Raw genomic sequence first — 21,343 nt, 5'->3', positions numbered from 1 at the left:
CCAGATCAGTCGTACGATCCCGTTTTATTCACCGAGCTGATCATGACCGACCCACTCCTCATCCCCTGCCCCTCCTGCAACGGCCTCAACCGCATTCCCGCCGAGCGCCTCAACGATCACCCGAAATGCGGGCGCTGCAAGTCCGAGGTGCTGCTGAACAAGCCGTTCGAGCTCAAGCAAGGCGATTACGCCAGTCAGATCAAGGGTGATCTGCCGTTGCTGGTGGACGTGTGGGCGGACTGGTGCGGGCCGTGCAAGTCGTTTGCGCCGGTGTTCGAGCAGGCGGCTGCGCAGTTGGCGGGCAAGTGCCGGCTGGCCAAGCTGGACAGCGAGGCCAATCCGCAGTTGTCGGCGCAGTTGGGGATTCGTTCGATTCCGAGCCTGATTCTGTTGCGCAACGGCCGGGAAGTGGCCCGTCAGAGCGGGGCCTTCCCGTTGCCGCAGTTGATGGCCTGGCTGCGCAGCCAGGGCATCTGACAAGGCTTCAGGCGTCTTCGAGCAGGTTATGCAGCTCGACGAACTGCTGCGTCAGCTTGTGCCGTGGATCGAGGTGGATCAGCGGCATGCTGGCCTGATGCGATTCGCGCATGCGCACTGAACTGGCGAGGTAGACCGGCAGCACCGGCAGGCCCTCGGCGATCAGCTCGTCGAGGATCTGCTGCGGCAGGCTGGCGCGGGCCTGGAACTGGTTGACCACAATGCCTTCGACTTCCAGGCCTTCGTTATGGTCTTCCTTCAACTCGTCGATCTCGGCGATCAGACCGTAGAGGGCCTGACGCGAGAAGCTGTCGCAGTCGAAGGGAATCAATACCCGATCGGCGGCAATCAGTGCCGAGACCGCATAGAAATTCAGCGCCGGCGGCGTATCCAGATAGATCCGGTCGTAATCTTCCGATAATTCGTCGAGCAGCTTTCGCAGCTTGTTGATCTTGTGCTTGGCCTCGAGCTTGGGCTGCAAGTCGGCCAGTTCGGCGGTGGCGGTAATGATGTGCAGGTTGTCGAACGGTGTTTCGTAGATATCCGCCTGATTCTTTTTCGAGAACGGCCCGGAAGACAAGGTTTGCTTGAAGAAGTCGGCAATGCCCATCGGAATGTCATTACCCGTGAGCCCGGTCAGATACTGAGTGGAATTGGCCTGGGCATCGAGGTCTACCAACAGCGTGCGATAACCCTCGCTGGCGCTCACCGCCGCCAGATTGCAGGCAATGCTGGATTTGCCCACGCCACCTTTCTGATTGAACACCACGCGCCGCATGACAAAACCTCCGTGTATCAAAGAATGACCGAGTGTAGTGGTGCCCGGTGCCGGTTCGCTACCTCGATGGACACGGACTACAGCGTCAGGCGCCAATATCCCAATGAATTCGGCGCAAAGATACCCGTTGATCGCCGATTCGCCCGACAGACAGACACCCGACAATCTGGATAATGGCCAAGTGACAGTTTTTTGCTGCGTACCATTCGGTCCATTTCACCGCGCAAAATGTAACCAGCATTTGCTACACACTCGTCGCACCGGGATAATGCGCGCCACCCGGCGCCACGCGCCATGCCATTTCCGGCTAAATCAGCTCAGCGGCGACGTTGGCGAAACCGCGTCAAATCAGCCCGCAGGGGCGGGATAAATGTCCGTGATCAACTTCAACATCGCCCAATGGCGCGCCTGGGCTCCCGGGCTCGACAGTGTGGAAGACTGGCAGGCCTGGAGCCGACAACCGGTCGTGCTCGAAGTCAGCGATGCCGCACCCGATGTGTCGTTTCTGCCGGCCATGCAGCGCCGTCGTCTCAGTCGTCTGGCGCGGATGGCGTTCAGTGTCGGCTGGCCGCTGGCCGATGGTCGGGAAAATCTGCCGCTGGTGTTCGTTTCCCGGCACGGCGAAACCCCGCGCACCTTTGAAATCCTCAGCGATCTGGTCAACGAACAGCCGCTGTCACCGACCCAGTTCAGCCTGTCGGTGCATAACGCGATCATCGGCCTGTGGTCGATCATGCGTGGCGAGACCAGCGAAATGACTGCCCTCGCCGCAGCCGGCGACGGCCTCGAACACGGCATGCTCGAAGCGGCCACGTTGCTGAACGAAGGGGCCCCGGCGGTACTGCTGGTGATCACCGAGGAGCAACCGCCCGAAGCCTATTCGACGTGGATCGACGACGTTCCGTTTCCCTATGCCGTCGGGCTGTTGCTCACCCCCGGTACCGACTGGCGGCTGACCCTGAACAGCGCCCCCGAAGCACTGTCCAAAACGCAGTGGCCCCATGCGCTGAACCTGCTGCGAACCCTGCTCGATCAGCAACCCCATTGCCAACATGCCTGGAAGACTCGTCTATGGACCTGGCAACGCAACCTGTAATCGGAAAAAACCGCGACGCCTATTACTGGCGTCTGCTGGCCACTGCCACCAGCTTCGCGCTGTTCGGGCTCGGTGGTCTGTGCCTGCGCCTGCTGGTATTTCCATTGCTCGGTTGCCTGCCGGGCGACGCCATTACGCATCGCGAGCGGGCACGCCAGACCGTCAGTCGGCTGTTCTGGTTTTTCGTCCGATTCATGGCCCGTACCGGCGTGCTGACCTACGACATCCAGGGCGCCGAACGGCTCGGCCGTCCGGGGCAGATGATCATCGCCAACCACCCGTCGCTGATCGACGTGGTATTCCTGATCGGTCTGGTGCGCGGGGCCAATTGCGTGGTGAAGAAAAGCCTGTGGGAAAACCCCTTCACCCGCGGCCCGCTGCGCAGCACCGAATACATCAGCAACGACGGCAGCATGGACATGCTCGACGCCGCCGCCGGCGCGTTGCAGAGCGGGCAGACCCTGATCATTTTCCCTGAAGGCACCCGCACCCAACCGGGTCAGGCGCCGGCCTTTCATCGGGGCGCGGCGGCCATCGCATTGCGCGGTGCGAAAATCGTCACCCCGGTGGTTATCCACGTCAGCCCGACCACCCTGACCAAGGCCGAGCCCTGGTATCGCATTCCCAGTCGCCGCGTGCACTTCAGTTTTCGCGTCGGGGCCGATATAGACCCACAGACTTTCGCCGCGCAGGGGCCCGCGCCGCAGGCTTCGCGCAAGCTCAACGACTATTTGCACCAATTCTTTATCAAGGAGCTCGCCGAAGATGAGCGATCTAAACCGTGACATCAAAGAGCTGATCATCGACGCCCTGGGCCTCGAAGACATCAGCCCAGAGGACATCGGCGACGACCAGACGCTGTTCGGCGAAGGCCTGGGCCTGGATTCCGTCGACGCCCTGGAGCTCGGTCTGGCGATCCAGAAAAAGTACGGCATCAAGATCGACGCCGACGCCAAGGACACCCGCAACCATTTTTCCAACGTGGCGAGCCTTGCGGCGTTCGTCACGGCAAAACAGGCAGCTTGAGACCGGACCATGCAAACTCGTGACGACATCTTCAACACCCTGCGCGATGCCCTGGTCGAGCTGTTCGAACTGGACCCGGCCCGCGTGAGCCTGGAATCCAACCTGTATCAGGATCTGGAAATCGACAGCATCGACGCCGTCGACCTGATCGATCACATCAAGCGCCAGACCGGCAAGAAAATCGCCGCCGAGGAATTCAAGTCAGTGCGCACCGTCAGCGACGTGGTCGAGGCGGTCTACCGTCTGGTTCAACCGGCCGCATGAGCCGATTGATCGGCCTCGGCCTGCTGCTGGCAGGCCTGTTGTATCCCTTTGCGGTGTATTTCGGCATGGAGCATTTCGCGCCATGGCAGTTCGGTCTGCTACTGGGCGGCCTGTGGCTCGCCCGGGCGCTGACCGGCGAACGCAAGCCCGGCAGTCTGTGGATGGCCTGCGTGGCGATCGTGTTCTGCCTGCTGCTGGCAGTGTTCGACAGCCCTTTGCTGTTGCGCTGGTACCCGGTGCTGATCAGCGGCTTCATGCTGGTGCTGTTCAGCCTGAGCCTGAAATACGGCCCGCCGATGGTCGAGCGTCTGGCTCGCCTGCGTGAACCGCAACTGCCGCCCAAGGCGATTCGTTACACCCGCCAGGTCACCGTGGCCTGGAGCGTGTTTTTCTTTTGCAACGGTTTGTGCGCCGCCCTGCTGACACTTTGGGCGCCGCTGAACTGGTGGATGTTGTACACCGGCCTGATCTCCTACGGATTGATCGGCCTGATGTTTGCCATTGAATGGCTGATACGACAACGGGTAAGAGGTCGCCCATGAACTGGATAAAACTTGAGCAGCTGTTGCTCAAGGATCTGCCGCAGCGCGCAATCACCGTCGCGCCGGCACTCGATCATGCACAACTGCGCGAACAGGCCCTGAGTCTGGCCGGCGGCCTGCAAGCGCGCGGCGTGCAACGTCTGGCGCTGCATCTGGAAGATGCCGCCGACCTGGCCGTCGCCCTGCTCGGCGCCTGGCGCGCCGGTGTCAACGTGTTGCTGCCTTCGGACCTGCAAGCGCAGACCCGCCAGCGCTGGTCGAGCGACGTCGACCTGTGGCTGACCGATCAGGCCGATGACGCTCGCTTGAGCGATCTGCTGCAACCTCCCCTGCCCGCTGCCGAACTGGATCTCGACCAGTGTCGCCTGAGCCTGTGCACCTCCGGCTCCAGCGGCGAGCCCAAGCGCATCGACAAATCCCTGCGGCAACTGGCCAACGAAGTCGAAGCCCTTGAGCAACTGTGGGGCGCGGATCTCGGCGAAGCCTGCATCCTCGGCAGCGTCGCCACCCAGCACATTTACGGCTTGCTGTTCCGCGTGCTGTGGCCGCTATGCGCCGGGCGTCCGTTCCTGCGCAAGCAACTGGCCTTCCCGGAAGACCTGCAACGCGCCAGCCGCGAGCACTCGACCTTTGCCTGGGTCGCCAGTCCAGCGCTGCTTAAACGCATGGGCGACAACCTCGACTGGCCCGCGTTGAGCGCCGTGCGCCGGGTATTTTCATCTGGCGGCGCACTGCCGGCAGACGCCGCGCAAAGCCTGCACCAACGCCTGGGACAGTGGCCGACAGAAATCCTCGGCAGCTCGGAAACCGGCGGCATCGCCTGGCGTCAGAGCGAATCGTTGTGGCAACCGTTTGCCGGCGTCGAGTTGAGCCAGGACAGCGACGGCGCCTTGCTGATCGCATCGCCCTACCTGCCCGCCGGGCATGTCGAACACACCGCCGATGCGGCGCGCATTCAGGCCGATGGCCGCTTTGAATTGCTCGGGCGGCTCGACCGGATCGTCAAACTCGAAGAAAAACGCATATCCCTGCCGATGCTTGAACAGGCACTGGTGGCCCACGAATGGGTCGCCGAAGCGCGTCTGGGCGTGGTTCAGGAAAACCGCGCGTCCCTCGGCGCGCTGTTGGTGCTCAGCGAATCCGGCCTGTTTGCCCTGCGCGAACACGGTCGGCGCAGCCTGACTGAAACCCTGCGCCGTCATCTCGGCGACCATTGCGAAGCCCTGGCCCTGCCCCGCCGCTGGCGTCTGCTGCGACAGTTGCCGCTGACCTCGCAGGGCAAGTTGCCTCAAGCCGACGTCGAAGCCTTGCTGCTGGCGCCACGGCCAAAAGCGCCGGAAATCCTGGAGCAGGCCCAAACCGAGGGCGAATGGAACCTGCAATTGAGCGTTCCGCCGGATCTGGCCTACTTCAGCGGCCACTTCCCCAAGGCTCCGGTGCTGCCGGGTGTGGTGCAGGTCGAATGGGCGCTGAACCTGGGTCGGCAACTGCTGAACCTGCCCGGCGCGTTCGCCGGCATGGAAGTGCTGAAATTCCAGCAACTGGTGCGCCCCGGCGATGAAATCCAGTTGCATCTGCGCTTCGACCCGGAGCGCGGCAAGTTGTATTTCGCCTACCGCAATGACACCGCCACCTGCTCCAGCGGGCGGATTCTACTGGGGACTGGCGATGCATAACCCTTGCGCCGTGATCCCGGTCTACAACCACGAAACCGCCATCGGCACGGTGGTCGACGCCCTGCTCGCCGAGGATCTGCCGTGCATTCTGGTGGACGATGCCAGCAGCAAGTCCTGCGCGGCGGTGCTGGACGCGCTGGCCGGGCGCGAGCGGGTTTATCTGGTGCGCCTCACTGCCAATCAGGGCAAGGGCGGCGCGGTGATGACCGGTCTGCGTGAAGCCGCGCGGCTGGGCTTCAGCCATGCCCTGCAGGTCGACGCCGACGGTCAGCATGACTTGCAGGATGTCGCGCGGTTCATCGAAGAATCCCGCGCTCACCCCAAGTCGCTGATTTGCGGTTATCCGCTGTATGACGCCAGCGTGCCCAAGGGCCGTTTGTATGCGCGTTATCTGACCCATGTGATGGTGTGGATCAACACCTTGTCGCTGCAGATTCGCGACTCGATGTGCGGCTTCCGGGTGTATCCGCTGGAACCGACGCTGGGCGTGATCGACTCGGCGCGGATCGGCAAGCGCATGGATTTCGACTCGGACATTCTGGTGCGCCTGGCGTGGCGCAATCAGCCGATGCGCTGGTTGCAGACCAGCGTGCACTACCCGCTGGACGGCGTGTCGCACTTTCGCCTGTTCCACGACAACGTGCTGATCTCGAGCATGCACACGCGACTGTTCTTCGGCATGTTGCTGCGCCTGCCCGCAATCCTCTGGCGACGGTGGCGCGCATGACCGTCGAGACCGACAAGAAGCACTGGGCCGACCGCGAAGAGCGCGGCAGTTTCCTGCTGATGAAATTCACCGCGTTCGCCGCCAAGGTCCTTGGCCGACGGCTGCTGAGCCCGTTGCTGTACGGCATCGTTCTGTACTTTTTCCTGTTCGGCCGCACCGCCCGGCGCAGTGCCTGGCAGTATCAGCAGCGCCTCGCCGACTGGAGCGGTCGCCACGAATTGCGTCCGACCCGGTGGCGGGTGTTCCGCCAGTTCATGGCATTTGCCGATTCGCTGCTCGACAAGCTCGACGTGTGGAACGGCAAGCTGAAGATCGAGCAGATCGAAATCATCGACCCGGCGCTGCTGCGCAATCAGTTGCGCGGCAGTCGCGGGCAAATGCTGGTGGGCGCGCATCTGGGCAACCTCGAAGTGTGCCGGGCGCTGGCGGAACTGGGTGAAAAGGTCACCATGAACGTGCTGGTGCACACCAAGCACGCCGAGCAATTCAATCGCCTGCTGGGCGAGGCCGGGGCGACCAACCTGCGACTGATCCAGGTCAGCGAGCTGGACCCGGTGATCATGCTGCAACTGCACGAACGCCTGGAGCGCGGCGAATGGCTGGCGATTGCCGGCGACCGCGTGCCGCTGCATGGCGGGCGCAGCGTGACCGTGGACTTTCTCGGCCACCCGGCGCCGTTCCCGCAAGGGCCGTGGCTGCTGGCCGGCCTGCTGAAATGCCCGGTCAATCTGCTGATGTGCCTCAAGCAGCCTGACGGTCACTACCGCCTGACCCTCGAACCCTTCGCCGACGCCGTGACGTGGTCACGCCGCGAGCGCGAACAGGTCATTCATCAGTGGGCCACCCGCTATGCGCAACGCCTGAGTCACTATTGCCTCGAAGCACCGTGCCAATGGTTCAACTTTTACCCATTCTGGAAAACCGATGACAACGCCAACTCCTGAGCCGGTCACCTTCGGCGAACGCCCTTTGCGCATCGAAGACGTGCTGGCCCTGGCCAACCGTCAGGCGCCCGTGCAGTTGCAGAGCGACGCGCCTTATCGCGAACGCATCGCCAAGGGCGCGCGGTTCCTCGATTCGCTGCTGGACAAGGAAGGCGTGATCTACGGCGTGACCACCGGTTACGGCGATTCCTGCGTGGTCGCGGTGCCGCTGCATCACGTCGAGGCGCTGCCGCGTCATCTCTACACGTTCCACGGCTGCGGGCTGGGCAAACTGCTCGACGCTCAGGCCACCCGCGCGGTGCTGGCGGCGCGTTTGCAGTCGTTGTGCCACGGCGTGTCCGGGGTGCGCATCGAGTTGCTGGAACGCCTGCATGCGTTTCTTGAACACGACATTTTGCCGCTGATTCCTGAAGAGGGTTCGGTGGGCGCCAGCGGCGACCTGACGCCGCTGTCCTACGTCGCCGCGACCCTGTCCGGCGAGCGTGAAGTGATGTTCCGTGGTGAACGCCGCCAGGCTGCAGATGTGCATAGCGAACTGGGCTGGACGCCGCTGGTGCTGCGTCCGAAGGAAGCACTGGCGCTGATGAACGGCACCGCCGTGATGACCGGCCTCGCCTGCCTGGCTTACGCCCGCGCCGATTACCTGCTGCAACTGGCCACCCGCATCACCGCGTTGAACGTGGTGGCGCTGCAAGGCAACCCGGAACACTTCGACGAGCGCCTGTTCGCCGCCAAGCCGCATCCGGGACAGATGCAGGTCGCCGCGTGGCTGCGCAAGGATCTGGCGATCGACGCGCCGACCGCGCCATTGCACCGCTTGCAGGATCGCTACTCGCTGCGCTGTGCACCGCATGTGCTTGGCGTGCTGGCCGACAGCCTGAACTGGCTGCGTTCGTTCATCGAAACCGAACTCAACAGCGCCAACGACAACCCGATCATCGACGCCGAAGCCGAGCGCGTGCTGCACGGCGGGCATTTCTACGGTGGGCATATCGCGTTCGCCATGGACAGCCTGAAAAACCTCGTGGCCAACGTCGCCGACCTGCTCGACCGGCAACTCGCGCTGTTGGTGGACGAGCGTTACAACCACGGTTTGCCGAGCAACCTGTCCGGCGCCAGCGCCGACCGCGCGATGCTCAACCACGGCTTCAAGGCCGTGCAGATCGGCGCCAGCGCCTGGACCGCCGAAGCCTTGAAAAACACCATGCCGGCCAGCGTGTTTTCGCGCTCCACCGAATGCCACAACCAGGACAAGGTGAGCATGGGCACCATCGCCGCCCGCGACGCCATTCGTGTGCTGGAGCTGACCGAACAGGTCGCCGCCGCCACGCTGCTGGCGGCCAATCAGGGCGTGTGGCTGCGTGGTCGCGATGCAGACGCGCGTCCACTGCCGCCATCGTTGGCCGCCATGCACGAACAACTGGCCCGGGACTTCCCGCCAGTGATCGAAGACCGCGCCCTGGAAGGCGAACTGCGCCTGTGTCTGCAACGTATCGCCGAACAACACTGGAGGCTGCATGCGTAGTGCCGGAGTGCTTCACGCCGATACGGAAATCCTCGTGCCGTTCTTTGACGTCGACACCATGCACGTCGTCTGGCACGGCCATTACGTGAAATACCTGGAAGTGGCGCGTTGCGCACTGCTCGACAAGATCGGCCACAACTACAACCAGATGGTCGACTCGGGCTATGCCTGGCCGGTGATCGACCTGCAATTGCGCTACGTGCGCGGCGCGGTGTTCGGCCAGCGGCTGAACGTGCGCGCCAGCCTGGTTGAGTGGGAAAACCGCCTGAAGATTAACTACCTGATCACCGATGCCGATACCGGCGAACGCCTGACCCGCGCCAGCTCGGTGCAGGTGGCGGTCGAAGTCAGCAGCCGCGAGATGCAACTGGCCTCACCGAAAGTCTTCACCGATGCCGTGGAAAGGATGCTGCGATGAATGTGTTGTTGAAATCCCTTGGGGCCCTGGCGCTGCTGACGCTGTCGTCGCTGGCCAACGCCTTCGACCTGCAACAGTTGAGCGAGCAACTGGCGAAGCCGGACGTGATCCACGGCCAGTTCATCCAGGAAAAACACCTGCGTGCCCTGCCCCAGCCGCTGATCAGCAAGGGCAGCTTCGTGCTGGCGAAAAAACACGGCCTGCTGTGGCTGCTGAAAACCCCGCTGCAACAGGATTACCGCATCAGCGCCAAAGGCATCGCCCGGCGTGATGCCACCGGCTGGCAACTACTACCAAACAAGAGCGCCGGGGCCGAGCAGAACCGACTGTTCCTCGCCGTGCTGCAAGGCGACAGCAGCGGTCTGCAACGGGATTTCGAACTGGCCCTGAGCGGCGATGCGCAGAAATGGCAACTGACCCTGACCCCGCGCTCGGTGCTGCTCAAGCAAGTCTTCAATCAGATCAACATCAGCGGCGGCGCGTTGGTGAACACCATCGAACTGCTGGAAACCCAGGGCGACAGCACCGTTCTGCGCATGCAGGACAGCACTGCCGGCCAACCTCTGAGCGACGCGGAGCAACATGACTTTGCCGAGTGAACGCAGGCTGCCCTGGCTGTTCCTGATCCTGCTGCTGGCCGTCGTCGCACTGGGCGCCTGGCAGTGGCGCGACGGCGCGCCGCTGTCGGCCAACCTGATGGAGCTGGTGCCCGGCACCCACCCGGACGCCCTCGAACTGCGCGCCGAACAACGCATGCAGGAACCGCTCAACCGCGACATGCTGGTGCTGGTCGGCCACGCCGATCGCCAGCAAGCCGTCGCCATGGCCCAGACCCTGGGCGAGCAATGGCAGGCCAGCGGGCTGTTCGAAAAGGTCCAGTGGAACCTGCAAGCCGACCTGCCGGCCCTGCGCACGCAGTTGCTGCAAGGTCGGCTGGCAATGCTCTCGGCGGACGACCGGCAACTGCTGACCGAACATCCCGACGCCTTCATCCAGCAACGGGTGCAGGCGCTGTTCGACCCGTTCACCGGATTCAGCCTGGTGCCGAGTCAGGACGACTGGCTGGGCCTGACCGGACGCATCCAGAACAGCCAGCCGCAACATGGCGCGGTGCAACTGGACATCGGCAGCGGCGCGTTGATCGCCGACGCCGACGGCAAGAGCTGGGTGCTGCTGCGCGCGCGCACCACCGGCAGCGCCTTCGACATGAATCAACCGCTGCAAGTCGCCGCGCTGCTGCAACACAGCCGTGAACAAGCCGCGAGCGCCGACGTGCAACTGCTGGCCGCCAGCGGCCTGCTGTACGCCGCCAACGGTCAGCAGCAGGCGACCCGGGAAATGACCTGGGTCGGCGGCGGCGCCACCGTTGGCATCCTGTTGCTGTTGCTGCTCGCCTTCCGTCGCTGGCGGGTGCTGCTGGCGTTCATTCCGGTGCTGGTCGGCATGCTGTTCGGTGCGGTGGCCTGCGTGGCGCTGTTCGGGCACATGCATGTGATGACCCTGGTGCTTGGTTCCAGCCTGATCGGCGTGGCGGTGGATTACCCGCTGCACTACCTGTCCAAGAGCTGGAGTCTCAAGCCGTGGCACAGTTGGCCGGCGCTGCGCCTGACCCTGTCCGGACTGACGTTGAGCCTGATCACCAGCGCCATCGGTTACCTGGCACTGGCCTGGACACCTTTCCCGGCCCTGACCCAGATCGCCGTGTTCTCCGCCGCCGGTTTGCTCGGCGCCTACCTGTCGGCGGTGTGCCTGCTGCCGGCGCTGCTGAAGAACGTCGAACTGCGCCCGGCGCAATGGCCGCTGCAACTGGCTGAGCGTCTGGTGCGACTGCGAGAAAACCTGCTCGAACACATCAGGACGCCAGTGTTGCTGGCCCTGCTGATCGCCTTCTGCGTCGGTGGCCTGCTGCAACTGGAGAGCAAGAACGACATTCGCCAGTGGGTCGGTGCGCCGCAACGCCTGACCGATGAAGCGCAGACCATCGCGCGGATTACCGGCTATCAGCCGACCAGCCAGTTTTTCCTGGTGCGCGCCGCCGATCAGCAGCAATTGCTGGAACGGCAAGCGGCCCTGAGCGAGCGGCTGGATCAACTGGTCAACCTCGACAAGTTGCAGGGTTATCTGGCGCTCAATCAACTGGTCAGCCCGCCGTCTCAGCAGCAACAAGTGCGTGAAGCGCTCAGCAAGTTGCCGCAGTTCTGGCAACCGTTGCTGGAGGTCGGCGTGCCGCTGGCGGCGCTGCAAAACGAGCTGCAACAGTTGCAGGTCCTGCCCGCCGAGGACATCGATGCGGCACTGGCCGGCCCGCTCGGCGAACCCTACCGCACGCTGTGGCTCGGGCCGACCGAGGACGGCGTGGCAGCGATGGTCAGCCTGCAAGGCCTGAACAATCCGTCGTTGCTGCGGGTGCAGGCGCTGGATCTGCCGGGTGTGATGCTGGTGGATCGGCTCGGCGATCTGAACAAGGTGTTCGCGCAAACCCAGATCAGCGCCGCTGAACTGAAACTCGCGTCCTGCGTGTTGATCGTGCTGGTGCTGATGCTGCCGTTCGGTCTCGGTGGCGCCCTGCGGATCGTCGCCCTGCCGCTACTCGCCGCGCTGTGCAGTCTCGCCAGCCTGGGCTGGCTCGGTCAGCCGCTGACCCTGTTCAGCCTGTTCGGCCTGCTGCTGGTGACGGCGATCAGCGTCGACTACGCAATCCTCATGCGCGAGCAGGTTGGCGGTGCGGCCGTGAGCCTGCTCGGCACCTTGCTGGCGGCCGCCACCACCTGGCTGTCGTTCGGCCTGCTGGCGGTGTCGAGCACCCCGGCGGTGAGCAACTTCGGCCTGTCGGTGAGCCTCGGTCTGGCCTTCAGTTTCATGCTCGCACCGTGGGCCGGGCGTCAGGCCCATGCGGTTGCCGTCACGGAGCCTTCAGCATGATGGTGGTGATTTTCTGGCTGATGGCCCTGGCGCTGTTCTTTGTCGCCACCCGGGTCGGCCGGCATTTCGGGCTGATCCCGATCGTCAGTCAATTGCTGCTGGCCAGCTTCGGCCTGCCGCTGTTGATGTACTTCTGGATCGAACCGGGCTGGCAACTCAACGGCGCCGAACTGATCGCGCCGGGCTGGCTGAAAAACCTCTACAGCCTGAGCTTCGCCCTGCTGCTGGGGCACATCCTCAGCGACGTGATCGACCTGCGCCTGGACCGTCAGAGCGTGAAGATCGCCCTGCCGAGTTTCGCCGTGCCGTTCACCTGCGGCCTGGCGACAGCGTACTGGCTGTTGCCGGCGCAACCGTGGATCCACTCGCTGGCCATCGGTCTGGTGTTCGCCATCACCGCGATTCCGGTGTTGTACCTGTACCTGCGCCACATCGACTACCCGCCCGCCGCCACCCGGCGCCTGGTGCAGACCGCGATTCTGATCGACCTGACCTGCTGGACGCTGTTCGGTCTCGCTCAGGGCAGCCTGCACCTGAGCAGTCTGTTGCTGCCGCTGGGGCTGGCCTGCGTGCCAGTGTTGTTGCGGGTGTTCGGCATCCGCCGGCCATTGACCTACAGCCTCGGCTTTTTTGCGCTGTTGGTGCTGGCCGAACACTCCAAACTCAACGCACTGATTTTCGGCATCGGCTATCTGCTGTGCATGGCCGCGCTCAAGGTGCCGCTGGTATTGCCGCTGCCGGCGCACTGGATGAACCGCTTGCAGACCTGGGTCGCGATTCCGCTGATCCTCACGTTCGGCATCGTCCAGATCGACGTGCACAGCGCCCTCGCCAGCCTCGGCGCCGTGCAATGGGCGGCACTGCTGTTGTTGCCGATCATCAGCAAAATTGTGGGCAACTGGCTCGGCCTCGGCTGGGCCGGCGCGTCGTTCGCAGGCGCCAGTCGCTGGCGCGAAAGCGTGCTGCTGAACATTCGCGGCTTGAGCGAAATCGTCTTTCTCAACCTGCTGTTGCAACAACAGCTCATCAGCCCGGCGCTGTACTTTGCGCTGATGCTGATGGGTCTGATCGCGACGCTGTTGCCGGCCTTCATCGGCCTGCACCGGGCGTCACTGAACCCTATTGCCGTACCCAGGAGCTCGCGTGCCAATCGTTGAAATGGAATCCCGTCAGGTCGTGATCATCGGCGCCGGCCCCTCCGGCGCCATCGCCGCCGCATTGCTCAAGCGCAAGGGACACGACGTGCTGGTGATCGAGCGCCAGCATTTCCCGAGGTTCTCCATCGGTGAAAGCCTGCTCTGCCATTGTCTGGATTTCGTCGAAGAAGCCGGCATGCTCGAGGCGGTGAATGCCGCCGGTTTCCAGCGCAAGAACGGTGCGGCGTTCGCCTGGGGTGAGCGCTACAGTGCCTTTGATTTTGCTGACACCTTCACCGCCGGCAAGCCCACGACCCTGCAGGTACAACGCGCCGACTTCGACAAGTTGCTGGCCGATCAGGCGGCGTTGCAGGGCGCGGAAATCCGCTATGGCGACGCGATTGTCAGCGTCGATGTCGAACGCCCGCGACCGCAGCTGGATGTGCGCCGCGAAGACGGCAGCGAGTACCGCGTCGAAGCCGACTTTGTCCTCGATGCCAGCGGCTACGGCCGCGTGCTGTCACGCCTGCTCGACCTGGAAGCACCGTCGAATTTCCCGGTTCGCCAGGCCGTCTTCACCCACGTCGAAGACCATATCGATCATCCCGGCTTCGACCGCGAGAAGATCCTCATCACCACCCATCCGCAGCACCGCGATATCTGGTTCTGGTCGATCCCGTTCAGCAACGGTCGCTGCTCCGTCGGCGTGGTGGCTGCCGCTGAACATTTCACAGGTCGCGATGCCGACCTCGACGCCTGTCTGCGCGGCTTCATCGCCGAAACCCCGAGCCTGGCCAAAGTGCTGAACAACGCCGTGTGGGACACCCCGGCGCGCACCCTCGGCGGCTATGCGGCCAACGTCAAAATCCTGCACGGCCCGGGCTTTGCGCTGCTGGGCAACGCGGCGGAATTTCTCGACCCGGTGTTCTCCTCGGGCGTGACCATCGCCATGCGTTCGGCGAGCATGGCCGCCGCTGTGCTGCACCGGCAGTTGCAGGGCGAATCAGTGGACTGGCAAAGCGAGTTCGCCGAGCCGCTGAAACGCGGGGTCGACACGTTCCGCTGCTACGTCGAAGGCTGGTACGCCGGCACTTTCCAGGACGTGATTTTCCACGAGCAAAGCTCCCCGGAAATCCGCCGCATGATCTGCTCGATCCTCGCCGGCTACGCCTGGGACGAACGCAACCCGTTCGTCAGCGAAGCGCGCCGTCGGCTGAAGACGATCTCCGAACTCTGTGCAAGGGACGACACATGAATTACTTGAGCGACAACTACGTCGAGGAAACCCGCTTCGGCTTCTGGTTCCTGCGCAGCCACACCTGGCAGCACCATGTGCTGCGCGTGGCGATCAACGATCTGCGCGGGCTGTTCAGCGAATCGTTGCCGGCCAGTCCGGTGCTGCTGGATGCCGGTTGCGGCCAGGGCAAATCGTTCGGTCACCTGCGCCAGACCTTCGCGCCGCAGCGCCTGATCGGCGTCGATGCCGACCCGCACAGCCTGGAACTGAGCGCCGCCGAGGCCGCGCGTCAGGGCTTCGACGTCGAGCTGATCGGCAGTGACTGCGCGACTTTGAATGTCCCGGATGCGAGCGTCGATCTGCTGTTCTGTCACCAGACCTTCCATCATCTGGTGGAGCAGGAAAAAGCCCTGGCCGAGTTCTATCGGGTGCTCAAGCCGGGCGGTTATCTGCTGTTCGCCGAGTCCACCGAGGCTTACATTGATACGTGGGTGATTCGCTGGCTGTTCCGTCATCCGATGCACGTGCAAAAGAGCGCGGCGCAGTACCTGGAGATGATTCGCCAGCAGGGTTTCGAGTTCGCCGAACAGAACGTTTCGTACCCGTATCTGTGGTGGAGCCGGTCGAAGGATTTCGGCCTGCTCGAACGTTTTGGATTGCACAAACCAAAACCATTCGGCCAGCGGGAAGAAACCCTGGTCAACGTGGTAGCCCGCAAACCCTTGAACGAGGCTGTCTGATGTTGCGTGTTCTGCTGCTCGCCTGCGTCCTGTTGCTCGGTGCCTGCGCCAGTCAGGCGCCGCTGCCTGCCAGCAACCCGAGCCTGCCGCTGCCGATGCAACTGCATATCGAGCGCCACCTGGCCGGGCAACAGCAAGACTGGTTGCTGGTGATCCAGCGCGAAGGCCCCGGCATCCGCTGGTCGATGATGGATCCGCTGGGCATTCCCCAGGCGCGTCAGCAGTTGATCGACGGACACTGGCAGGCCGACGGCCTGCTGCCGCCCAACCCGGAAGCCCGAGAGCTGTTCGCCGCGCTGCTGTTCGCCCTGACCCCGGCGGGCGAGCTGTCGCGCAACTACCCCGACGCGCAACAACAGGGCGGCCAACGTTCCCTGCCGGCGCGCTGGGACATCCGTTACACCCAACCCTTGAGCTTCGAATTGAACCTGCCACAAGGCCCGCACTATCGCGTAACGCCACTCGGTGAACCGACGTCATGACCGCCTACCTCAATGCCCTCGGCGTGATCTGCGCCCTGGGGCGCGACAAGCAAGCCGTGGCACGCAACCTGTTTGCCGGCGACTGCTCGGGCATGCGCCGCGCGTCCGGCTGGGTGCCGGAGCGCGAACTGCCGGTGGCCGCCGTGCACGGCGATCTGGCGCCGATTCCCGAGGCACTCGCCGACCAGCGCAGTCGCAACAATCAACTGTTGCTGGAAGCCGCGTTGCAGATTCGCGATGACATCGAGCAGGCGATCCAGACTTATGGTCGCGATCGCATCGGCGTCGTGCTCGGCACCAGCACTTCGGGCATCGACGAGGCCAGTCGTGGGCTGGCGCACTACATTCGCGACCACCAGTTCCCGGCCGATTACGACTACCGGCAACAGGAACTCGGCGCCCCGGCGAATTTCCTTGCCGACTGGCTGCAACTGAGCGGCCCGACCTATGTGATTTCCACTGCCTGCACCTCCAGCGCACGCGCACTGATGAGCGCCCGGCGCCTGCTCGATCTGGGCCTGTGCGATGCCGTGCTGTGCGGCGGTGTCGATAGCCTGTGCAAACTGACCCTCAACGGTTTCAGTGCGCTGGAAGCAGTGTCGGACGAGCGTTGCAATCCGTTTTCCGCCAACCGCAACGGCATCAACATCGGCGAAGCGGCGGTGCTGTTCGTGATGAGCAAAGAACGTGGCGCAGGGCCGGGCATCGCCTTGCTCGGCGCTGGCGCCAGCTCCGACGCGCACCATATTTCCGCACCGGAGCCGACCGGCCGTGGCGCGCGGCAATCGATGCAGAAAGCCCTCGATCAAGCCCACCTGCAAGCCGGCGACATCAGCTACCTGAACCTGCACGGCACCGCGACCCAGCACAACGACGCCATGGAAAGCCTGGCCGTCGCCGCGCTGTTTGCCGAAGGCGTGCCGTGTTCCTCGACCAAACCGATGACCGGCCACACCCTCGGCGCCGCCGGTGCACTGGAAGCCGCGTTCTGCTGGCTGAGCCTGAGTGCCGACAACCCCGACCACGCCTTGCCGCCGCACATCTGGGACGGCCAGGCCGACCCGGCATTGCCAACGCTGAAGTGGGTGACCGCAAGCGAACGCCTGGCGTCCATTGCACCCCGCTACCTGATGAGCAACTCGTTTGCCTTCGGTGGCAATAACGTCAGCCTGATTATCGGAGACGCCCCATGACCCACTGGCCGCTCGCCGAACTGCTGCCCCACGCTGGCGACATGATCCTGATCGACCGGATCCTGAGCTTTGACGACGAACAGATCCACACCACCCTCACCGTCCGACCCGGCGGCCTGTTCAGCTTGCCCGACGGCAGCCTGCCGGCCTGGGTCGGCGTCGAGTTGATGGCGCAAAGCGTCGCCGCGTTCGCCGGCTGCCATGCGCGGCAGAAAGGCAACCCGGTGGAGCTGGGCTTTCTGCTCGGCACACGCAAGTTCGAATGCAATGTCGCGGCCTTTCCGGTTGGCAGCGAACTGACCATCCATGGCCTGCGCTCGCTGGAAGACGACAACGGCATGGGTGTATTCGAATGCCACATCAACGCGCCCGGCATCGAGGTCAGCGCCCGGCTGAACGTGTTCCGCCCTCCCCAGGCAGCGGACTATCTGGAACAATCCAAGGAGTCGAACGATGACTGAATCCATCCTGGTCACCGGCTCCAGCCGTGGCATCGGCCGCGCCATCGCCTTGCGCCTGGCCAGCGCCGGCCACGATATCGTCCTGCATTGCCGCAGCGGCATGAGCGACGCGCAAGCAGTGAAAGCCGAAGTCGAAGCGCTCGGCCGCAACGCGCGCATCCTGCAATTCGACGTGGCAGATCGCGAAACCTGCAAAGCCATCCTCGAAGCCGACGTTGAAGCCCACGGCGCCTACTACGGCGTGGTGCTCAATGCCGGCCTGACCCGCGACGGCGCCTTTCCGGCCTTGAGCGACGACGATTGGGACGTGGTGCTGCGCACCAACCTCGACGGTTTCTACAACGTCCTGCACCCGGTGATGATGCCGATGATCCGCCGCCGCGCCGCTGGTCGCATCGTTTGCATCACCTCGGTCTCGGGGCTGATCGGCAACCGTGGCCAGGTCAATTACAGCGCGTCGAAAGCGGGCGTGATCGGCGCTGCGAAAGCCTTGGCGATCGAACTGGCCAAGCGCAAGATCACAGTCAACTGCGTCGCGCCGGGCCTGATCGACACGGCGATGCTCGATGAAAACGTGCCGGTGGAAGAACTGATGAAAATGATCCCCGCACAACGCATGGGCACACCTGAAGAGGTGGCCGGTGCGGTGAATTTCCTGATGTCCGCGGAAGCGTCGTACATCACCCGCCAGGTGCTGGCGGTCAACGGAGGCTTGTGCTGATGAAGCGCGTCGTCGTCACCGGCATGGCCGGCATTACCTCGCTGGGCAGCGACTGGGACACCATCGCCGGCAATTTCGCCGCCAACCGCAGCGGCATCCGCCGGATGGACGAGTGGGATCGTTTCAGCGAACTCAACACCCGCCTGGCCGGGCCCATCGATGATTTCCAGGTGCCGGCGCACTGGACCCGCAAACAGCTGCGCAGCATGGGCCGTGTTTCGCGGCTGGCCGTCGCCGCGGCGGAAAAAGCGCTGGCTGATGCCGGCCTGCTCGGCGACGAGTCGATCAAGGACGGGCGCATGGGCGTGGCCTGCGGTTCGTCCACCGGCAGCACCGATGAGATCAAGGCGTTCGGCAACATGCTGCTCAACTCGGTGGCCGAGGGCCTCAACGCCAACTCCTACGTGCGGATGATGCCGCACACCACGGCGGCGAACATCAGCATCTTCTTCGGCCTCACCGGCCGCCTGATTCCGACCTCCAGTGCCTGCACCAGCGGCAGCCAGGGCATCGGTTACGCCTACGAGGCGATCAAGTTCGGTCGTCTGCCGCTGATGCTCGCCGGCGGCGCCGAAGAGCTGTGCCCGACCGAGGCCATGGTGTTCGACGCGCTGTACGCCACCAGCCTGAAAAACGATGCACCGCACACCTCGCCACGCCCGTACGACAAGGGCCGCGACGGTCTGGTGATCGGCGAAGGTGGCGGCATGCTGGTGCTTGAAGAACTGGAGCACGCCCTCGCGCGCGGTGCGCACATTCACGCCGAGATCGTCGGTTTCGGCAGCAACGCCGACGGCCAGCACACCACCCGCCCCGAACAAGTCACCATGCGCCGGGCAATGGAACTGGCGCTGGAAGACGCAGGCCTCACGCCCGATGCAATTGGTTACGTAAATGGTCACGGTACGGCTACAGAACAGGGCGACATTGCCGAAACACTGGCCACCAGCAGCCTGTTTGGCGAACGCATGCCGATCAGCTCGCAGAAAAGCTTCCTCGGGCACACCCTTGGGGCCTGCGGTGCGCTGGAGTCGTGGTTCAGCATCGAAATGCTCAATCGCGATCAGTACGTGCACACATTCAACCTCGACGAGGTCGATCCGCACTGCGGCAAGCTTGATTACCTGCGCGGCGAATTCCGCCAGATGTGCAACGAATATGTGATGAACAACAATTTCGCTTTTGGTGGCGTCAACACTTCGTTGATTTTCCGCCGCTGGCACTGACCGCAACATTTCTGGAGTGAAGGGAATGACTCAGTTTCACCGCATCGCCGCCCTGCTGGCCCTGGCCTTCGTACTCGGCGGTTGCACCAGCAAACCGGTGTACAACGCCAAGGAAGAGTTTTCCAGCAACCTGGGCTTCACCGACGCGCAGATGAGCCGTGCCATTGTCACGGCGCTGAATGACCGCCAGTGGGTCGTGCAATCGGTACGTCCGGGCATGATCAAAGCCGCCATCACTGTGCGCGGCCGCCATCACGCCGAAGTCGACATTCCGTTCAGCGCGACTTCGTTCGAAATCGACTACCGCAGCAGCTACGGCCTGGACGCCAAGGACGGCAAGATCCACGGTAACTACAATCGCTGGGTCAATCGTCTGCGTGACAACGTACTCAAAGAGCTGTCGATCAACCCGGACATCGAAGCCGTCAATAACCTGGGCATCATCAAGCAAGGCGCCGATGAGCCGACTTACCTGAGCTTCCGTGAAGGCGTCAAACGCGCTACCGACGCCGGCTTGCTCGACGGCAGCGTGAAGTTCTACCTGGCCGGCGAAGTGCTGCCCAACCAGGTGCGCAAACTCGACACCGTCAGCAGCAGCCGCAAGACCAACGGTTCGAACAAATCCGACGCCGACGCCTGCTTCTGGGCGCTGCAATCGGCCCTCGCGACCTTGCAGGCAGCGGCGAAGAAAGCCGATGCGAATGCGGTAATCAACATCGCCAGCGTCGACCAGCGCGACCTGTACAAAGACACCGAAAAATTCCAGTGCCGCGCCGGGCTGGTGGTGTCGAGTGTGGCGTTGCGCGGGGATCTGGCGCACGTGGATTGATTGAGCCGTCGGAAACGACAAAGGGCGCCATTCGGCGCCCTTTTTTTCATCTATTGCACAAAAAACTGCACACAAGGAAAGCTCAGCGTTTCTTTTCGGAAACGTCCCACATTCAGCGCACTTTCTACTCTGTAAGGTCAATGGTGCCGCGATCAAGCGGCACACCTCAAGGACGAAAAAATGCGTAAAAAAGCGGTTATCGTTTTCAGCGGCGGTCAGGATTCAACCACCTGTTTGATCCATGCCTTGCCGAGGTACGACGAAATTCACTGTATTACGTTTGATTATGGTCAACGCCATCGCGCAGAAATCGACGTAGCACGTCGACTAGCGAAAGAGTTGGGTGTGACTGCACACAGCGTGCTGGACGTGAAGGTACTCAGCGACTTGACCATCAGCAGCCTGACGCGTGACAACATCCCCGTACCGTCCGCCAATTCATCCGGCAACGATTTGCCCAACACGTTCGTACCTGGAAGAAACATTCTGTTTTTAACGCTGGCGTCTGTTTATGCGTATCAAATTCGGGCTCAGACTGTGATTACAGGTGTCTGCGAAACAGATTTTTCTGGCTACCCGGATTGTCGTGATGATTTCGTTAAAACGCTAAATGAAGCTATCAACTTAGGCATGGAATATGAACTGCAGCTTGAAACGCCATTGATGTGGCTGACCAAGGCCGAAATTTGGGCGCTGGCCAACTATCATGGTCAACTCGAACTTGTTCGCGAACATACACTGTCTTGCTATAACGGGATAAAGGCTAGTGGCTGTGAAAAATGTGATGCTTGTGGCCTTCGCTCGAAGGGGCTAGACGACTTCCTGAAAAACAAGAAAAAATTCACAAACAGTTTGAGATATCGATTGAGCTTAAGCTAACTCCCCAAAGAACAGGAGGAGGAGCGTAATAACGCCCCTCCCCC

At 63.0% G+C, this 21,343-nt stretch carries 24 protein-coding genes; 23 read left to right on the top strand and 1 reads right to left on the bottom strand.

Features of this window, described 5'->3' with window-relative positions; translation table 11 throughout:
- Positions 1-42: 42 nt before the first annotated feature.
- The gene (gene trxC / locus KJY40_RS03210; protein WP_230734940.1) at positions 43-477 is read left to right on the top strand and encodes a thioredoxin TrxC; all 435 of its coding nucleotides are present in this window, start codon (positions 43-45) and stop codon (positions 475-477) included.
- A gap of 7 nt (positions 478-484) precedes the next feature.
- On the opposite strand, the gene KJY40_RS03205 is transcribed toward trxC, so the two are convergent.
- Positions 485-1,255 (bottom strand): ParA family protein, encoded by a 771-nt coding sequence (locus tag KJY40_RS03205; protein ID WP_169428537.1) that lies wholly within the window; start codon positions 1,253-1,255, stop codon positions 485-487.
- Between the two features lie 370 nt (positions 1,256-1,625).
- On the opposite strand from KJY40_RS03205, the gene KJY40_RS03200 reads away from it, so the two are divergent.
- The 22 genes from KJY40_RS03200 (at position 1,626) to queC (ending at position 21,299) form a co-directional block, all read left to right on the top strand.
- Complete coding sequence (locus tag KJY40_RS03200; protein ID WP_230734938.1) at positions 1,626-2,351, top strand: beta-ketoacyl synthase chain length factor; 726 nt, start codon at positions 1,626-1,628, stop codon at positions 2,349-2,351.
- The gene (locus tag KJY40_RS03195) at positions 2,327-3,136 is read left to right on the top strand and encodes a lysophospholipid acyltransferase family protein (protein WP_230734936.1); all 810 of its coding nucleotides are present in this window, start codon (positions 2,327-2,329) and stop codon (positions 3,134-3,136) included. Before KJY40_RS03200 ends, KJY40_RS03195 begins: the two co-directional genes overlap by 25 nt.
- A complete protein-coding gene (locus KJY40_RS03190; protein ID WP_074689591.1) occupies positions 3,117-3,377 on the top strand; it encodes a phosphopantetheine-binding protein in 261 nt (86 codons plus the stop codon). The genes KJY40_RS03195 and KJY40_RS03190 overlap by 20 nt, the downstream gene beginning before the upstream one ends.
- A gap of 9 nt (positions 3,378-3,386) precedes the next feature.
- On the top strand, positions 3,387-3,641 hold the full coding sequence (locus KJY40_RS03185) for an acyl carrier protein (protein ID WP_007947135.1): 255 nt from the start codon (positions 3,387-3,389) through the stop codon (positions 3,639-3,641).
- Positions 3,638-4,183 (top strand): COG4648 family protein, encoded by a 546-nt coding sequence (locus tag KJY40_RS03180; RefSeq protein ID WP_007952346.1) that lies wholly within the window; start codon positions 3,638-3,640, stop codon positions 4,181-4,183. The genes KJY40_RS03185 and KJY40_RS03180 overlap by 4 nt, the downstream gene beginning before the upstream one ends.
- The gene (locus tag KJY40_RS03175) at positions 4,180-5,859 is read left to right on the top strand and encodes an acyl-CoA synthetase family protein (RefSeq protein WP_230734934.1); all 1,680 of its coding nucleotides are present in this window, start codon (positions 4,180-4,182) and stop codon (positions 5,857-5,859) included. The genes KJY40_RS03180 and KJY40_RS03175 overlap by 4 nt, the downstream gene beginning before the upstream one ends.
- The gene (locus KJY40_RS03170; protein WP_230734932.1) at positions 5,852-6,586 is read left to right on the top strand and encodes a glycosyltransferase family 2 protein; all 735 of its coding nucleotides are present in this window, start codon (positions 5,852-5,854) and stop codon (positions 6,584-6,586) included. Before KJY40_RS03175 ends, KJY40_RS03170 begins: the two co-directional genes overlap by 8 nt.
- A complete protein-coding gene (locus tag KJY40_RS03165; RefSeq protein WP_230734930.1) occupies positions 6,583-7,530 on the top strand; it encodes an LpxL/LpxP family acyltransferase in 948 nt (315 codons plus the stop codon). The genes KJY40_RS03170 and KJY40_RS03165 overlap by 4 nt, the downstream gene beginning before the upstream one ends.
- Positions 7,511-9,055: an HAL/PAL/TAL family ammonia-lyase gene (locus KJY40_RS03160; RefSeq protein WP_230734928.1), complete on the top strand. Its 1,545-nt coding sequence runs from the start codon at positions 7,511-7,513 to the stop codon at positions 9,053-9,055. Before KJY40_RS03165 ends, KJY40_RS03160 begins: the two co-directional genes overlap by 20 nt.
- The gene (locus KJY40_RS03155; protein WP_230734926.1) at positions 9,048-9,473 is read left to right on the top strand and encodes an acyl-CoA thioesterase; all 426 of its coding nucleotides are present in this window, start codon (positions 9,048-9,050) and stop codon (positions 9,471-9,473) included. Before KJY40_RS03160 ends, KJY40_RS03155 begins: the two co-directional genes overlap by 8 nt.
- Positions 9,470-10,072, top strand: a complete 603-nt coding sequence (locus tag KJY40_RS03150) for an outer membrane lipoprotein carrier protein LolA (protein ID WP_230734923.1) — start codon at positions 9,470-9,472, stop codon at positions 10,070-10,072. The genes KJY40_RS03155 and KJY40_RS03150 overlap by 4 nt, the downstream gene beginning before the upstream one ends.
- The gene (locus KJY40_RS03145; RefSeq protein ID WP_230734922.1) at positions 10,056-12,395 is read left to right on the top strand and encodes an MMPL family transporter; all 2,340 of its coding nucleotides are present in this window, start codon (positions 10,056-10,058) and stop codon (positions 12,393-12,395) included. Before KJY40_RS03150 ends, KJY40_RS03145 begins: the two co-directional genes overlap by 17 nt.
- Positions 12,392-13,552, top strand: coding sequence for a cation:proton antiporter (locus KJY40_RS03140; RefSeq protein ID WP_230734920.1), 1,161 nt, complete (start codon positions 12,392-12,394; stop codon positions 13,550-13,552). The genes KJY40_RS03145 and KJY40_RS03140 overlap by 4 nt, the downstream gene beginning before the upstream one ends.
- Positions 13,539-14,786 (top strand): NAD(P)/FAD-dependent oxidoreductase, encoded by a 1,248-nt coding sequence (locus KJY40_RS03135; protein WP_230734918.1) that lies wholly within the window; start codon positions 13,539-13,541, stop codon positions 14,784-14,786. Before KJY40_RS03140 ends, KJY40_RS03135 begins: the two co-directional genes overlap by 14 nt.
- Positions 14,783-15,508: a class I SAM-dependent methyltransferase gene (locus KJY40_RS03130; RefSeq protein ID WP_230734916.1), complete on the top strand. Its 726-nt coding sequence runs from the start codon at positions 14,783-14,785 to the stop codon at positions 15,506-15,508. The genes KJY40_RS03135 and KJY40_RS03130 overlap by 4 nt, the downstream gene beginning before the upstream one ends.
- Entirely contained in the window at positions 15,508-15,990 is a 483-nt protein-coding gene (locus KJY40_RS03125; RefSeq protein ID WP_230734914.1) for a hypothetical protein, read from the top strand. Before KJY40_RS03130 ends, KJY40_RS03125 begins: the two co-directional genes overlap by 1 nt.
- Positions 15,987-17,183, top strand: a complete 1,197-nt coding sequence (locus KJY40_RS03120) for a beta-ketoacyl-[acyl-carrier-protein] synthase family protein (RefSeq protein ID WP_230734912.1) — start codon at positions 15,987-15,989, stop codon at positions 17,181-17,183. Before KJY40_RS03125 ends, KJY40_RS03120 begins: the two co-directional genes overlap by 4 nt.
- Positions 17,180-17,644, top strand: coding sequence for a hotdog family protein (locus KJY40_RS03115; protein ID WP_230734910.1), 465 nt, complete (start codon positions 17,180-17,182; stop codon positions 17,642-17,644). The genes KJY40_RS03120 and KJY40_RS03115 overlap by 4 nt, the downstream gene beginning before the upstream one ends.
- A complete protein-coding gene (locus KJY40_RS03110) occupies positions 17,637-18,365 on the top strand; it encodes a 3-ketoacyl-ACP reductase FabG2 (protein WP_230734908.1) in 729 nt (242 codons plus the stop codon). Before KJY40_RS03115 ends, KJY40_RS03110 begins: the two co-directional genes overlap by 8 nt.
- Positions 18,365-19,591: a beta-ketoacyl-ACP synthase gene (locus KJY40_RS03105; protein ID WP_230734906.1), complete on the top strand. Its 1,227-nt coding sequence runs from the start codon at positions 18,365-18,367 to the stop codon at positions 19,589-19,591. The genes KJY40_RS03110 and KJY40_RS03105 overlap by 1 nt, the downstream gene beginning before the upstream one ends.
- 25 nt (positions 19,592-19,616) lie before the next feature.
- Positions 19,617-20,420, top strand: a complete 804-nt coding sequence (locus KJY40_RS03100) for a hypothetical protein (RefSeq protein WP_115076274.1) — start codon at positions 19,617-19,619, stop codon at positions 20,418-20,420.
- A gap of 180 nt (positions 20,421-20,600) precedes the next feature.
- A complete protein-coding gene (gene queC / locus KJY40_RS03095) occupies positions 20,601-21,299 on the top strand; it encodes a 7-cyano-7-deazaguanine synthase QueC (RefSeq protein WP_230734904.1) in 699 nt (232 codons plus the stop codon).
- Positions 21,300-21,343 lie beyond the last annotated feature (44 nt).

This window comes from Pseudomonas fitomaticsae (genome assembly GCF_021018765.1).
Lineage (GTDB): Bacteria > Pseudomonadota > Gammaproteobacteria > Pseudomonadales > Pseudomonadaceae > Aquipseudomonas > Aquipseudomonas fitomaticsae.
This window is presented reverse-complemented; position numbering and strand designations above follow the sequence as displayed.